The following is a 14,185-nucleotide window of genomic DNA, read 5'->3' as shown; positions in this document are numbered from 1 at the left end:
TCCGGTCGAGCCGGGAGGGCGTTCGCCCTGGGTCAAGGACCTTTCGACCCGGAAGATCTGAATCGGAATCCGGAACGGCGGGCTGCGTCGCCCCCCGGCCAAATGATCAGATTTCTACGCTTCTGAGTGAGCGTCTACATGATGCCGGCTTCTTTCAGCTTGGCAGCGTAGGTCGGGCCAATGCCTTCGACTTCGTCGACAGAGTAGGTTGCCATTGTTCGGTCTCCTTGTTGGATATGAAATGGGACGAGTCGTGCCTGGGCCGGGAACGCATTCGCCAGCGCATTCCTCGGCTCCTGGCATCTTCCTCGCTACAGCGATTGGAGCGGGTGCGCTCGCCGCACCGACGCCGGTACTGGTCAAGGCCTCCGACACCACCCACTACGCTGACGAGGGATCGGATCTCGAGAACCTGACCACGTCTTCGGCGACATCGGCTTCACCGCGACCACAGTCGACATCGAAAGCGGGCTCCAGAAGTAGCGCTTCGGACGGAGAGAAGCTCCAACAGGGGATTCGCGTCCGATTCAGGTTTGCTCGGCAACCAGATCAGCGTTTCACGGGCTGTATGCGCCGAGGAGCAGGGCGATGCGTTCCTAGTCGGCGAGCGGCTCGACGAACGCCGCGCGATCGTCGAGCCGCACCGCGGAAAGCTCACGGCCCCAGATACAGCCGCTGTCCAGCGCCAGGACGCTGGGCATGAGGCGCCGGCCTAGTGCCGCCCAGTGGCCCGTGACGAGGACGTGATCGGTGCTCCTGCGATCCGGCATGTCGAACCAGGGGCGCGTGCCCTCCGGCGCCTCGTCCGGGCCGGAGGTGAAGGGTTCGTGGACCTGTCCGTCCTCGGTGCAGACGCGCACGCGCGTCATCACGCGCACGATCGCGGCCAGACGCTTGCTTCCGTTCAGCGATGGATCCCAGTCCCGCTTCTTCCTCTGCATCGCGGCGTAGAGGCGCTCGGGCTCGGGGCCGCGGAGGATCGCCTCGACCTCGGCGGCGAGAGCGGCGGCTTCGTCGACGGTCCACGCCGGGATCAGCCCCGCGTGCACAAGGACGAAGTCGCCGTTCCGGTGCAGCAACGGTCGCCGGCGCAACCAGTCGAGCAACTCGTCCCGGTCCGGCGTCGCGAGCACCTCCTCCAGCGTGTCCTTCGAGCTGCGCTCGCGCACGCCTGCGGCACGGGCGAGCAGGTGCAGATCGTGATTGCCGAGCACGGCCACTGCGGAATCGCCGAGATCGCGCACCCGCCGCAGCACTCCCAGCGACGCCGGGCCCCTGTTGACCAGGTCGCCCGCGAACCAGAGCCGGTCGTTCTCCGGATCGAAACCGATCCGGTCGAGCAGTCGGCCCAGGGTCCGGTCGCAGCCCTGGACGTCGCCGATCGCATACACCGCCATGCGGACCATCTTGACGGTCGCACCTGCCCGCGCCAATGCTGGCGACCTGCCGACCCCTCGCCCACCGATCCGCCACGAGAAGCAAAGCGGGGTCCCGAGGAGATGAGGAAGGAGTGGACGCCGGGGCCTGTAGCCAACAGAGCGCTCTTTCCGACTCTTGCGTCAGAGCCGGGCTGGGGTATGGTCTGACCAGACTGGTCTGACCACGCCCTCTCCCGCGCCCCCGGGATCCTTCGAATCGTGCCCGAGACCGCCGCCCAGCGCGTAGCCCAGAGCCTTCGCAATGACATCCTCACCGGCCGATACCGGGCTGGGGATCGTTTGCGTTCGGAGCGGGAGCTGGCCGAGCAATTCGAGGTCCATCGCGGAGCCGTTCGCGAAGGGCTCCGTGCCCTGGCCCAACAAGGGCTGGTCGAGATCTCGGGAGCCGGTGCCCGGGTCGGGCGTCTCGATCACGCGAGCATGGACGTCATCGGCGACCTGCTGGATCTCGACGAGGTGCCGGACAGCCAACTGGTCGAGCAGGTCCTCGAGGTCAGCGCCCATCTTTTCTCGTCCTGCGTCTCGATCGCTGTCCGGCGCGGGAGCGACGCGGAGTTCCGCGTCATCCGGGCGCATCTTCACGCGGTTCAAGACGAGGCCCTCGACCCAATCGAATACCTCGATCACATCCACGGCATGGCCGATGGACTCGTTGAAGCCAGTGGGAACTTCGTGTTGCGTCTGATCGGCCACGCGCTGAAGCTGCATTTCTGGGACCGGCTCGAGACGCAGCAAGAAGTGACGCTGCGTTTGCCCCAGGAATTCCTGGCGCCACTTGCCCGAAAGCTCGATGCCGCTCTGGAAGCACGGGATGCGGCCAGGGCTTCCGAACTGGTCCGCGAACTGATGGATCAGCACCGCGAGAACGTGATCAAGCTCCTGACCCGGGAGCAGGCACGAAAGCTGCGCGAACCCGTCACCCATCGCCTCGCCCATCTATTCGAACCAGGCCGCCTACCGGAGAGTGATCGTTGAACCGTTGGAAGCTGATCCTGCCTTTCCTTGTCATCGTGGTTGCCGTGTTGGGCGGCGCCGGGCTCCTTGCGACTGCGCCCGAAGTCGAACAAATCGCTCGGCCGGAAGTTGCTCGGGCGGTACGGGTCGTCGACGTCGTCGCAGAATCCCTTCCGCTGATCGTTCACTCACAAGGGACCGTCGCGCCTCGCACCGAATCCGAGTTGGTGCCCGAAGTTTCAGGTCGCATCATCTGGAGTTCGCCGTCGCTCGTGTCTGGCGGGTTCTTCAGGGAGGGTGAGCCGCTCCTTCGGCTCGACCGGGACGACTACGAGACCGCGCTGGCGCGCGCCCGGGCGAACCTGGAGCGGGCCAAGGGAGAGTGGGAGCACGCCAAAGCCACCCTCGATCGTCGCGAAGAACTGGCGCGCCAAGGCGTTGCAAGCTCTTCGCAGCTCGACGATGCGCGCCGGCAGGGAAGAGTTTCTGCTGCCGTGCTCGATGAGGCGGAGCTTGCTCTGCGCCAGGCGCGTCGCGATCTGGATCGCACGGAGATTCGCGCGCCTTTCGATGGTCGCGTACGGGCCGAGCACGTCGACGTCGGCCAGTTCCTTTCCCGCGGCCAACCGATCGCAACCCTCTACGCCACGGACTACGTCGAGATCCGCCTGCCGATTCCCGACGCGGAACTTGCCTACCTGGATCTACCGCTCTTCGCCGGAGCCGCCGTCGCAGAGGGTCCCCTCGTTACGCTGCGCGCCCGCTTTGCCGGTGCACCGCATACCTGGCACGGGCGCATCGTTCGCACAGAGGGTGAGATCGATCCGAAGAGCCGCATGGTGCACGCGGTGGCGCGGGTCGAAGATCCCTACGGAGAGGCCGTAGGCACCGCGCCGCTCGCCGTGGGCTTGTTCGTCGAGGCCGAGATCGAGGGCCCGCCGGCCGAGAACGTGCTTCGCGTGCCGCGCGGCGCATTGCACAGTGCCAATCATTTGTTGATCGTCGATGCGAACGACCAGTTGCATCGGGTGGAGGTGGAAGTGCTTCGGCTGGAGCGCGATGACGCGCTCGTGCGCGCCACGCTTCCGCCGGGTGGCCGGGTATGCGTATCGCAGGTGGCGACCTTCGTGCCCGGCATGAAGGTGGATCCCCAGCCAGTCGCCGCACCCCAGACCGAGCCCGTCGAGGCTGCCCGCCAGTGAGCCGCGCCATTGCCTGGATGGCGACCAACTCGGTTGCCGCCAACCTGCTCATGCTGCTGCTCATCACCGGTGGTGCGCTGACGCTGATGAGCATCCGCCAGGAAGAATTTCCCGCGGTCGATATGGACATGATCCGGGTCTCGGTCGAGTATCAAGGCGCCGCGCCCACCGAAGTCGAAGAAGGTGTCTGCATCCGGATCGAGGAGGAGATCGAGGGCCTCCAGGAAATGGATCGGATGTCGAGCATCGCGGTGGAAGGCGCATGCGTCGTCACGGTCGAGCTCTTCCCGGGCAGCGATACGGATGTGACCCTCGACGAGATCCAGAGCCGCATCAACGCCATGGACACCCTGCCCGAGGAGACCGAGAAGCCCATCGTTTCGAAACTCGAGATCCGCTCCCAGGTAGTGAGCATCGCGATCACGGGTGATCTGGATGAGTTCGTTCTTGCGAAGCTCGGCCATGAAATCCGTGACGAGGTCGCCGCCCTGCCTGGGGTGTCGCAAGTGGATCTCGATTTCGTGCGTCCCTATGAGATCTCGATCGAGGTTTCCGAAGCCACGCTGCGTCGGCATGGACTCAGCTTCGATCAGGTGGCCACGGCCGTGCGGCGCTGGTCGCTCGACATGCCCGGGGGGTCCGTCAAGTCGGCAGGCGGTGAGATCCTGCTGCGCACGAAGGGCCAGGCCTATACAGGGCGCGAGTTCGAAGAAGTCGTCGTCCTGACGCGCAATGATGGCACCACGCTCGAGCTCGGTGAAATCGCGAACATCCGGGACGGCTTCCAGGAAGGCGATCTGAAGGCGCGTCTGGATGGCCAGCCCACGGTCATCGTCAGTGCACAGCGCATGGGAGAAGAAGACATTCTCGATATCGCGGGCCAGGTCTATACCTACCTGGACCAGAAACGCGGCGAACTCCCTCCCGGCGTGAGCCTCGTCCCGTTCAACGACGAATCGAATAGCCTGAGGATTCGCCTCGACTCCCTGCTCGGCAACGCGCGCAGTGGTCTGGCCCTGGTCATCCTCACCCTGGGCCTGTTCCTGCGCTTTCGGCTGGCGCTCTGGGTTTCGGCCGGCGTGCCCATCGCCTTCCTGGGCTCGTTCATGTTCTTCCCCATGTTCGATCTGACGATCAGCACGCTCTCGGTGATGGCCTTCATCCTGGTGCTCGGCATCGTGGTGGACGACGCGATCGTGATCGGTGAGAGCGTCTACGCTCACGAACAGAAGGGGATGCCACAGCTCGAAGCCGCGATTCGAGGCACCCAGGATGTCTATGTCCCGGTTCTCTTCGGTGTGATGACGACCGTTGCAGCGTTTCTGCCGCTGGTTCTCCTCGAAGGAAGGATGGGCAGTTTTTTCGGTTTCATCGGCTCGACGGCGATCCTCTGCTTGTTGTTCTCGCTCATCGAGTCCCAATGGATCTTGCCGGCCCACCTCGCCCACCGGCGTACCGAGAGCAAGAAGGGCGAGCCGAACGTCTTCGTCGCCGCCTGGCAGAAGTTCCAGGGCTCGCTCAGCACCGGTCTGGAGCGTTTCGCCCGCGAAACCTACGGGCGTTTCCTGCGCGTGACCCTCGAATGGCGCTACCTCACCCTCGCAACCGCTGTGGGCATCATGATCCTCACGATGTCGCTGCTGGCCAGCGGCAGGCTTCGCTACCAGTTCTTTCCCGCCGTCGAAGGTGACATCGTCTACGCCACGGTGACGATGCCGAGTGGCATTCCATTGGAGGTGACCGAGGCGGGTGTGCGGCAGATCGAAGAAGCTGCCGAGCGCCTGCGGGCCAGGCTCGATGCTGGCCGCGAAGGGCCGAGCGTCATCGAGCAGGTTCTCACGACGATCGGTCAGCAGCAGGCCCGCGACGGACCGCCCGATATGCGCGTTGCGGTGGGTGGCTCGCACCTGGCCGAAGTATCGCTCTCGCTGATCCCCGACGCGGATCGTGAATTCGGTGCGTTCGAGATCCGCGATCTCTGGCGGGAGGAGATCGGTTCGATCCCGGATGCCGTCGAGCTCGCGCTGAACGCCAATCAGTTCTCAGCGGGCGAAGCGCTCGAAATCGAGCTTCGCGGTGGAAGCGTGGAGGAGCTGACGGCAGCGGCGGGAGTATTGAAACGCGAGCTTGCGAGCTACAGCGGCGTATTCGACGTCGCGGATTCCTATCGCGCCGGCAAACAGGAGGTGAAGCTCAACGTCAAGCCGGCGGCCAGGCCGCTCGGACTCGCCATCGACGATCTCGGCCGCCAGGTACGCCAGGCCTTCTACGGAGAAGAAGTGCAGCGCGTGCAGCGGGGCCGGCACGATGTACGCGTCATGCTGCGCTACCCGGAGGAGGAGCGGAAGAGCCTGGTCGCGTTGGAATCGATGCGCATCCGCACCCGCGATGGCATCGAGGTTCCGTTCGGTGCCGTCGCCGAGGTTGATCTCGGGCGCGGCTTTGCATCGATCCGGCGTACGGATCGCATGCGTGTCGTGAGTGTGTCTGGAGAGATCGATCGCACGGTCACCACTCCGGAGGCCGTCCTGGCCCGTGTGCAGAAGCAGCTGCCGCGCCTTCTCGAGCCCTTCCCCGGCATGAGCTATCGCCTGGAAGGCGAGCAGCGCGAGCAAGCCAAGGCGGCGGGAGGGCTCCTCAAGGGTGTCATCCTCGCCATGCTGCTGATCTTCGGGCTGCTGGCGATACCGCTCGATTCCTACTCCCAACCGCTGATCATCATGAGCGTGATCCCGTTCGGAACCGTGGGCGCCCTGCTCGGCCACTACATCATGGGATGGGATGTCGTCTTCTTCTCGGTCCTCGGCATCGTTGCCCTCTCGGGCGTCGTGGTCAACGCGAGCCTGGTGCTCGTTCACTTCGTGAACCGGGCGCGAGACGAAGGCCTGGACGTTCGCGCGGCTGTGCTGAAGGCCGGCACCGAACGCTTCCGCCCGATCTTCCTGACCTCGGCCACCACCTTTCTCGGCCTCGTGCCCTTGATGTTCGAAGCCAGCGTTCAGGCCCGTCCGCTGATCCCGATGGCCATCTCTCTCGCTTACGGCGTGCTCTTTGCCGCGGTCGTCACCTTGCTTCTCGTCCCCAGCCTCTACCTGGTGTTGGAAGATCTACGCAGTTTGCGGCGGAAACGGGAGGTCGAACCCCAGGCGATTCCGATCGCTGGTGGCCGCTAGAGTTCGAGTGAGCTTCGCGGTGGGAAGCCGCTCCTCTTCCGCTTGACGTGTCGTCGGCTTGATCGATGAACTCAGCCGACTTCGCGGGTCGTGTAGCGCCAAGCCCGGGCCTTCGAAGACCAATGGTCCTCGGGTAGCCCGGCCTTCTTCCAGAGCGCGCCGACGAACCTTCCGGGCTCGGGGAGGTCGCTCCACACATCGGGGAGGAATGTTGCCTGACAGGGGCCGTCTTCGAGAACGAGGCCATCGACTGCGGGGCGCAAGGCCTGGCACAGCTCGGCGAGCGAGCGAGCGGGGATCGGCTCGCGCTCGCCCAATACCGAGACGTGGATCCGGAGGTCCGCTAGCTCGGCCGCGGAAAGCGGGGGGAAGCGGGAGTCATGGAAGGCCGCACGATGGGCGTTGCGCGCGACGCAGAGGACCAACGGCTGATCCGCCTCGAGGTTTCCAACGCAGCCGCGCAGGCGACCGTCAGGTTGGCGCAGGGTCACGAAGCAGGCGCCCGGCCGACGAAGCGTTTCGGGGAAGGCCTCGGGATCGAGTGGCAGGGAGCCCTCCTCCAGTACGCCGAACTCGACGGCGCGGCGCGCAACCTCGAGGAGTATGCGGTCCGTTGAGGCTTCATCGGCTTGCGTGAATGCCCAGGCCCCGTAGCCCACGACCTCGTCCCGGGGCCCGGCGGTGTCGCCGGAGTTGCGCAAGTCGAGCGTGTGCGGGACCAGTCCGTGTCGACGTGCTGCCCGCAGCAGGCCTCGCATCGGGACCCGGCCGCAGGCGGATTGCTCACCGACGGCCTCCAGATCGAGTGCCTCGATCGCCTGGCAGGTGGCCGAGTCGATGCGCTGCGCCTGGTCGTAGGGCAGGTAGTGCGAGAGGTCCGAACTCACGACGATCAGGGTCTCGGGGCCACCCCAGAGCCTCTCGATCACCTCGGCCACCTCTTCGTCGTTGGCCTGTCCCACCAACAGTGGCACCAGCTGGAAGCTTCCGAGCACGATCTGCAGGAACGGCAGCTGAACCTCCAGGCAGTGCTCGTTTGCGTGGGCTGCGTCGCTCGTCGTGACCTGGGGAAGATCCGCGAGGCTGTCGAGCGCTTCGCGATCGACGGAAACCACGCCGAGGGGGGTGCACAATGCGTCCGCCGCCGGCGCAACGAGGCCGCGCACAGCCATCCGATGGGCTGGGCCGAGCAGCACCACCCGCTGGATCACGTCGTCCAGCGGTGCCAGGTGGGAATAGGCGCCCGCGGCTACGGGCCCCGAGTAGACGAAGCCCGCATGGGGGACGATCAATGCCTTCGGCGGGGGCAATGAACTCCGCGGCGCGACTTCGAGAAGCTCCCGAACGAGCGCCCCGAGCGCCTTCGCTGAAGCGGGGTAGAACGTCCCGGCGACCGCCGGTTCCCGGAGGTGCATGCCCCCAGTCTTGGAACGCAACAGGTTTCGTCAACCCGACGGCGACTTGACGACCCTTCCGCCAGCACGAGCTTGGGTGCATGGTGGTTTCCCCTTCCAGTGCACCGGCGCGTCATTGGCACGTCCTGGACGACGGTCGCATTCAATGCGACGTGTGTCCGCGTCACTGCAAGCTGGCGGTGGGACAACGAGGCCTGTGCTTCGTGCGTGCTCGAGAGGAGGACCATCTCGAGCTCACGACCTGGGGTCGCTCGAGCGGCTATTGCGTCGATCCGATCGAGAAGAAGCCCCTGAACCACTTCCTGCCCGGTACTCCGGTGCTCTCGTTCGGCACCGCGGGTTGCAACCTCACCTGTCGCTACTGCCAGAACTGGGACATCAGCAAGAGTCGCGAGCTCGACACCCTGGCCGACGAGGCGCCGCCAGAGAAGATCGCACAGGCAGCCGTGGCCACGGGCTCGAGAAGTGTTGCCTTTACCTACAACGACCCGGTCATCTTCCTCGAGTACGCCGTCGATACCGCCATCGCCTGCCACGAGCGTGACGTCCGGACGGTTGCCGTCACCGCGGGCTGGGTCGATCCGGACGCGCGGGCCGATTTCTTCGCCCATGTGGATGCCGCGAACGTAGATCTCAAGGCCTTCCGGGACGATTTCTACCGCAATGTCTGCGGTGCCAGCCTCGCACCCGTGCTCGACACCCTCGTCTACCTGCGTGAGGAGACCGACGTGTGGCTCGAGCTCACGACTCTCCTGATCCCGGGCCAGAACGACGGCGATGAGGAGCTTCACGACGCGGCCGCGTGGATCGGAGAGCACCTGGGTCCGGACGTGCCGTGGCACCTGACCGCGTTCCATCCGGACTACCGCATGCGCGACGTCGGGCCGACGCCCCTTTCGGTCCTGGAGCGCGCCCGTGGGATCGCCCGCTCCTACGGCCTTCGTTATGTCTACACCGGGAACGTCCGGGACCTGGAGGGTGGCACGACCCGTTGTCATGCTTGTGGTGAGGCGCTGATCGTGCGCGATGGCTATGAAATTTCGGGCTGGAGCCTCGATGCGGACGCTGCCTGCGCAGCCTGCGGTACCGCTTGTGCCGGCATCTTCGAGGCTCGGCCCGGTGACTGGGGGTCCCGTCGGATGCCCATTCGGCTGGCCGAGCTCGGCGGTTAGGCCAGGCCCGCGCCCGCTGCCAACACGCGTGCCCGTCGGGGCACGTCATGGAAGAACTCAATGAACCCAGGGACGTCGCAGCTACGACGCCTCCAGCTCAGAATGCCCTGAAACGCAGCTGGACAATGAACCCCGAAATCGGGGCTGCTCCCTGCTCTACGCGGATACCAGCCTTCTCCGTCTCGTGAGCCACATCAGGGGTGCGAGCACCAGAGTCAACTCGACGCCGAGGCCGCAGTTGGGGAGTGCCTCGAGAATCACCCACGGCTTGCCAGCGCAACGGGAGTCAGGTCCGGCGGCGTGTGCAACGCCGTTGGCCGAGAGGCCCGCGTCGTAATCCCTCTTTCCGTCTCCGTCATTGTCGATGCCATCTTGGCAATGGGGGCTTTCAGTTCCCCACGAAGGGCTGATGCACCCGGGATCCCCCGAGCCAGACGGGGTGCTGTTCTCGTCGCCAGGATCGGCGTATGTCACGGGATCGAAATCGATCCTTCCGTCGGCATCGTTGTCCGCTCCGTCGTCGCAGGGGAGCAACAGATCCTTCTCGCTGAGATCCTCACCGCTGGCGCAACCCGGGTCACTGAGGTCGACCAGACCGTCGCCGTCATTGTCGATTCCATCCGCACAGGCCCCGACGGAAAGAACGTACGCAGCGCCCCCCGAGGTCGCCGTGAGGAGATGCGGGCTTCCGACGAGGAGTTCGTCGTCGGCCAGCTCCAGCGTCCAGCCAAAGTCGGCGCCCGCCGAGCCGTCAGAAGCGAAGTGCTTCCCAGCGGGCTGCCAGCTCCCATCCTGGCGGGCGAAGAGGTATACAGCACCGGCGTTCGCGCCGAGGTCGTCGTCGCCCGAGGCGCCAATGGCCATGGAGTCGCCGTCCAATCCTCCCACCACGTGACGCCCGAACTCGTCACCATCCTCGCCTCCCACGGGCAGGAGCAGCTGGGTCTCGGTCCAGGTTCCCGCCAACCGGCGGAACGCGTACGCGGAGCCACCTCCCGCGCGGAAGGGAGCACCAACCACCAGATCGTCACCCTCGAGTTCAACCGAGTGACCGAACTCGTCCCCGCCCGTTCGAATCGCCGGTACGACCTTCTGCTCCTCCTGCCACACTCCCGTAGAGCGGCGGAAGACGTAGGCAGCGCCCTGGCTGTTCTCCCGCTCGGCACCCACCACGACAACGTCATCTCCGAGAGCAAGCCCTCCTCCGAAAAAGTCATCAGCCGTGGCATCGCTCGCCTGGAGCTTGACCTCCTCGTCCCAGCTGGATCCGTCGAACCGGAAGACGTAGGCCGCACCCGTGTCGCTTGCATGATGCGCCGCTGTCGCCACGATGGTGCTCCCGCGGGCCGCGACTTGGAAGCCGAGCGCGTCGTGCATGACGCCATCGCTCGCGGTCAGCCGCTCCTCACGAATCCACGCGCTCCCATCGTGGCGGAATACGTAGACGGCTCCGGCGTGGGTTCCGATCTGGGCAGGCGCACTCGCCGCGATGAGGTCGCCCGAGACATCGACATAGAAGCCCAACTGATCGCCGGGTTGCGCGTCGGAGACGACGAGCTTGTCCTCCTGTACCCAGGCGCCCGCGATGCGTCGAAAGACGTAGACCGCGCCGGCCCAGACTCCGTTCTCCATGTCGCGGGGTGCGCCAATCGCCGCCACGTCGCCGTCGATCGCGACCGAGAAGCCCATCCACCGACCTACTGCAGGATCGGCTGCGAGGAGCTTCGTTTCTCCGCTGGCGCTACTTGGCGCCGCCAGCACCAGCATGGCTCCGACGACCATCCCGATCGCTGCAAGCACGCACGAAGCCGTGATCCGCATCGCCTACCCCTTCCTTTGCTTCCTTCGGGAATGGGCTCAGCCTGCTGTTCGCAGCCGGCCCCTCTCCCCGTTCACCGAAAACCTAAGCACGGGCTTCCACCGCAACTTGGTAACAACTTGGGAATCGAGCGGAGCTGTCCATTTCGCCCTCGACGAGGGCGTAGTGGAGGCGGCGACGCAGGAGTGGGTCGGGCGGGCTCCCGCGCTCTGACCCACGACCGACCCAGGCGGTGCCTGGTGGGATCTCTGTGGCGGAACGCCTCGGGCTGCACCCGGAGCGGGCGTGCCGAGAGAGGGGCTCGGCCAATCGAAGGGTGCTCCTCGGGACGACGGCTGTGATGTCCGGCGCCCGACCTCTGTGGAATACTGGTCCGATGGCAGCCGAACGGCGGACGTTCGTGTTTGGTGATTTCGAGCTCGACGAGGCCCGCCGGGAGCTCCGACGTCGAGGAGACCTCGTCGCGCTCCATCCCACGCCATTCCGCTTGCTTCAGCATCTGATCCATCGGCGCGACCGCGTGGTCTCTCGCGCCGAACTGCTGGAAGTCGTCTGGCCTGAGGTCGTCGTCAGCGACAGCGCGATCTCCAGCGCACTCAAGGAGATCCGGTCCGCACTCGGTGACGACGGCAAGCGTCAACGCTGGGTCCAGACACTGCGCGGTCGGGGCCTTCGCTTCGTGGGAGAAGTGGAGTGCGGCGTCGGGCTCCCGGTGGCCTCTCGAGCGGAGATTCCGCAGACCGCGGTGACGACGTTTCTGTGCATCGAGGCTGCCGGTTCGAGTCGATCGCCCCCGAGCACCGCAGATCCGGAAGCCGTTCCGTCGTCGGCTTCGATCGACGAGCAGCTGAAGACCGGCGTGGCGAGCCACGCCGGCGCCGAGCTCCGCTGGTCGGGCGACGGTCGGCTGGTCGCGTTCGGGGACGTGTCCGATGGCGTCCGCTGTGCCATCGACCTGCAACAGATCGCGCGCCCGCGGCGGGGAGACGGCCAAGGGGCCCTGTGCATGGGCGTCCACGTAGGCCCGGCCCCTCCCCGAAGCCCCGGTGAGGCGTCCTTCGGAACGCCGGCCGTCCTCGCGTCGCGATTGTGCGACGCGGCCGCCGAAGGCGAGATCTTGGTGAGCGGCGCCGTTGCCGGGCTGCTGGCCGGCCGGCGGGCCTTTCGCTTCGAAGACCGCGGCAGCCGAGCCTTCGAGGGGTTCGCGACGTCCGTGCCTGTGTTCGCCGTGCTCTACGAAGCCGATGCCATCGTGCCGCTCCGCGCGCGGCTTCGATTCGTGGGGCGAGATGCAGAGCTGACGCGTCTCGAACGTGCCCTCGACCGGGCCCGGACGGGCAGAGGGGGGCTTCTCCTCGTCGCCGGTGAACCCGGGATCGGGAAGACGCGGCTCGTGGAGGAGTTCGAGCGACATGCCACCCGGAGAGGTGTTCGTGTGCTGGTGGGTCGCTGCAGAGAAGGAGAAGGAGAGCGGACCTACGGCCCCTTTGCCGATGCCCTCGCCGAGCTCGTGCAGGAGACCGACGAGACGCGACTGGTCGCGGCGCTGGGACCGTACGGCGCCGCCCTGGTCCCCTTGATTCCCGCACTTCGGAGGGTCCTGCCGGGGCTACCCGACCTGCCCGTGATCCCGGGCGACGAAGCCCGCGAGCGTCTCTTCGATGCGGTCGCCGCGCTGCTGCTGTCGGTCTCGGAGGGGGAGCTGCTCGTGATCATCGTCGATGACCTGCAGTGGGCGGACCTCGGAACCCTCGCGATGCTCGGCAGCCTCGCGCGACGCGCCCGGGCGGGCCGGCTGCTCCTCGTCGGAACCTACCGGAGCACCGAAGTCGACGCGGGCCATCCACTCAGCGAGCTCGTCGAATCCGACACCCTTCGGGCCAAGCTCGACCTCCTCCAGCTGGGCGGCCTCGAGAAGCATCCAGTCCGGGAGCTACTGGAGAGCGTGACGGGTGGGGACGTTCCGGATGCACTCGTCGCGTTGATGACTCTGCAGACTGCCGGCAACCCGCTCTTCATTCGCGAGCTTCTGATCCAGATGATGGTCGAGGGCAAGCTCGGACCAGAACGAGGTGTGGGGTGGCCGGAAGGGCTCCCGGTCGACGACCTGGGAATTCCCGATGGCGTTCGCCAGGTGGTCGGGCGCCGTCTCGGACGGCTCTCGGAACTCACCAGTCGACTCCTGACGGTCGCCTCCGGCTTCCATGGCGAGTTCTCGTTCCGGGTAACGCGTCGAGTGCTGGACGTCGAGGAGGCGTCGGCTCTCGACGCCCTCGACGAGGCGCTCGATGCGGGGATCGTGCGTTCGCTCGGAGGAGACACGTACGGATTCACTCACGACGTCATCCGTCAGACGGTGCTCTCGGTGCTGAATCCCTCCCGACAGCTCGGTCTCCATCGACGCATCGCCGCGGAGATGGAGCACGCGTGGGGCGAGGCGCCGGAGCGCGTAGGCGAGATCGCCTGGCAGTACCACCGCAGCCGGGGTCTGCCCGGCGCCGAACGAGGCGTTCGATTCTGTCTGGCGGCGGCAGATCATGCCGAGAGCGGCGCCGCGCCGGACGAGACGGCGCGCTTCCTCCGGATGGCCCGCGACCTGCTGCCGGAAGGCGACGCGCGTCGCGCGCAGATCCTGCCCCGGCTCGCCTTTGCCTTGGCGTGGAGCATGGCGTCTCCCGAGGATGCGGTGGAAGCCGCTCTCGAGGCATCCGACGTGCTCGCCGAGGTGGAAGGGCACGACGCCGCGGCCGAGTTCCTCGCAGACCTCTCCGCCCTCGTGAGACCTCAGTCGAAGCCTCCTGCATGGAGGCTCGCAACGGAGGGGCTCCGACACATTGGAACGGGCCGCAATCTCACCTGGGCTCGCCTGTCGGCCCTAGGAGTCTGCGCGGCAGAGGGCCATTGAGGGGTGAGTCTCGCTAGAGTGAGCCATGCCGCGAGACTTTCGACGCTACGAGCCGGACCAGTCGCTTCTCCTGCCGCCCTCGCTTCGGGATTGGCTTCCCGAGGAT

At 66.2% G+C, this 14,185-nt stretch carries 8 protein-coding genes; 5 read left to right on the top strand and 3 right to left on the bottom strand.

Annotated features, from left to right (window positions below):
- Window positions 1–596 precede the first annotated feature (596 nt).
- Complete coding sequence (locus tag GY937_01520; protein MCP5055385.1) at window positions 597–1,397, bottom strand: symmetrical bis(5'-nucleosyl)-tetraphosphatase; 801 nt, start codon at window positions 1,395–1,397, stop codon at window positions 597–599.
- Between the two features lie 240 nt (window positions 1,398–1,637).
- On the opposite strand from GY937_01520, the gene GY937_01515 reads away from it, so the two are divergent.
- Genes GY937_01515 through GY937_01505 form a run of 3 tightly spaced genes read left to right on the top strand, consistent with a single transcriptional unit; the run spans window position 1,638 to window position 6,768 of the window.
- Window positions 1,638–2,414, top strand: coding sequence for a FadR family transcriptional regulator (locus tag GY937_01515; GenBank protein MCP5055384.1), 777 nt, complete (start codon window positions 1,638–1,640; stop codon window positions 2,412–2,414).
- Window positions 2,411–3,595 (top strand): efflux RND transporter periplasmic adaptor subunit, encoded by a 1,185-nt coding sequence (locus tag GY937_01510; protein MCP5055383.1) that lies wholly within the window; start codon window positions 2,411–2,413, stop codon window positions 3,593–3,595. The genes GY937_01515 and GY937_01510 overlap by 4 nt, the downstream gene beginning before the upstream one ends.
- Window positions 3,592–6,768 carry an efflux RND transporter permease subunit gene (locus tag GY937_01505; protein ID MCP5055382.1) on the top strand — a complete coding sequence of 1,059 codons (3,177 nt, stop codon included), beginning with the start codon at window positions 3,592–3,594 and terminating at the stop codon, window positions 6,766–6,768. Before GY937_01510 ends, GY937_01505 begins: the two co-directional genes overlap by 4 nt.
- A gap of 71 nt (window positions 6,769–6,839) precedes the next feature.
- Here GY937_01505 and amrB read toward each other — a convergent pair whose 3' ends face one another.
- A complete protein-coding gene (amrB, locus tag GY937_01500) occupies window positions 6,840–8,183 on the bottom strand; it encodes an AmmeMemoRadiSam system protein B (GenBank protein MCP5055381.1) in 1,344 nt (447 codons plus the stop codon).
- A gap of 80 nt (window positions 8,184–8,263) precedes the next feature.
- Between amrB and amrS the strand changes: the two genes are divergently transcribed.
- Window positions 8,264–9,355: an AmmeMemoRadiSam system radical SAM enzyme gene (amrS, locus tag GY937_01495; protein MCP5055380.1), complete on the top strand. Its 1,092-nt coding sequence runs from the start codon at window positions 8,264–8,266 to the stop codon at window positions 9,353–9,355.
- Window positions 9,356–9,511: 156 nt separating this feature from the next.
- On the opposite strand, the gene GY937_01490 is transcribed toward amrS, so the two are convergent.
- The gene (locus GY937_01490; GenBank protein MCP5055379.1) at window positions 9,512–11,176 is read right to left on the bottom strand and encodes a hypothetical protein; all 1,665 of its coding nucleotides are present in this window, start codon (window positions 11,174–11,176) and stop codon (window positions 9,512–9,514) included.
- A gap of 374 nt (window positions 11,177–11,550) precedes the next feature.
- Between GY937_01490 and GY937_01485 the strand changes: the two genes are divergently transcribed.
- Window positions 11,551–14,079, top strand: a complete 2,529-nt coding sequence (locus tag GY937_01485; protein ID MCP5055378.1) for an AAA family ATPase — start codon at window positions 11,551–11,553, stop codon at window positions 14,077–14,079.
- Window positions 14,080–14,185 lie beyond the last annotated feature (106 nt).

It is taken from the genome of bacterium (genome assembly GCA_024228115.1).
Classification (GTDB): domain Bacteria; phylum Myxococcota_A; class UBA9160; order UBA9160; family UBA6930.
Note: the sequence above shows the minus strand (reverse complement) of the source record. Positions and strands in the feature narration are given on the sequence as shown.

Excerpts from the sequence above, each read along its gene's own strand:
- GY937_01485 (MCP5055378.1), top strand. The coding sequence starts at position 11,551 with ATGGCAGCCGAACGGCGGACGTTCGTGTTTGGTGATTTCGAGCTCGAC.
- amrB (MCP5055381.1), bottom strand. The coding sequence starts at position 8,183 with ATGCACCTCCGGGAACCGGCGGTCGCCGGGACGTTCTACCCCGCTTCA.
- GY937_01490 (MCP5055379.1), bottom strand. The coding sequence starts at position 11,176 with ATGCGGATCACGGCTTCGTGCGTGCTTGCAGCGATCGGGATGGTCGTC.
- GY937_01520 (MCP5055385.1), bottom strand. The coding sequence starts at position 1,397 with ATGGCGGTGTATGCGATCGGCGACGTCCAGGGCTGCGACCGGACCCTG.
- amrS (MCP5055380.1), top strand. The coding sequence starts at position 8,264 with ATGGTGGTTTCCCCTTCCAGTGCACCGGCGCGTCATTGGCACGTCCTG.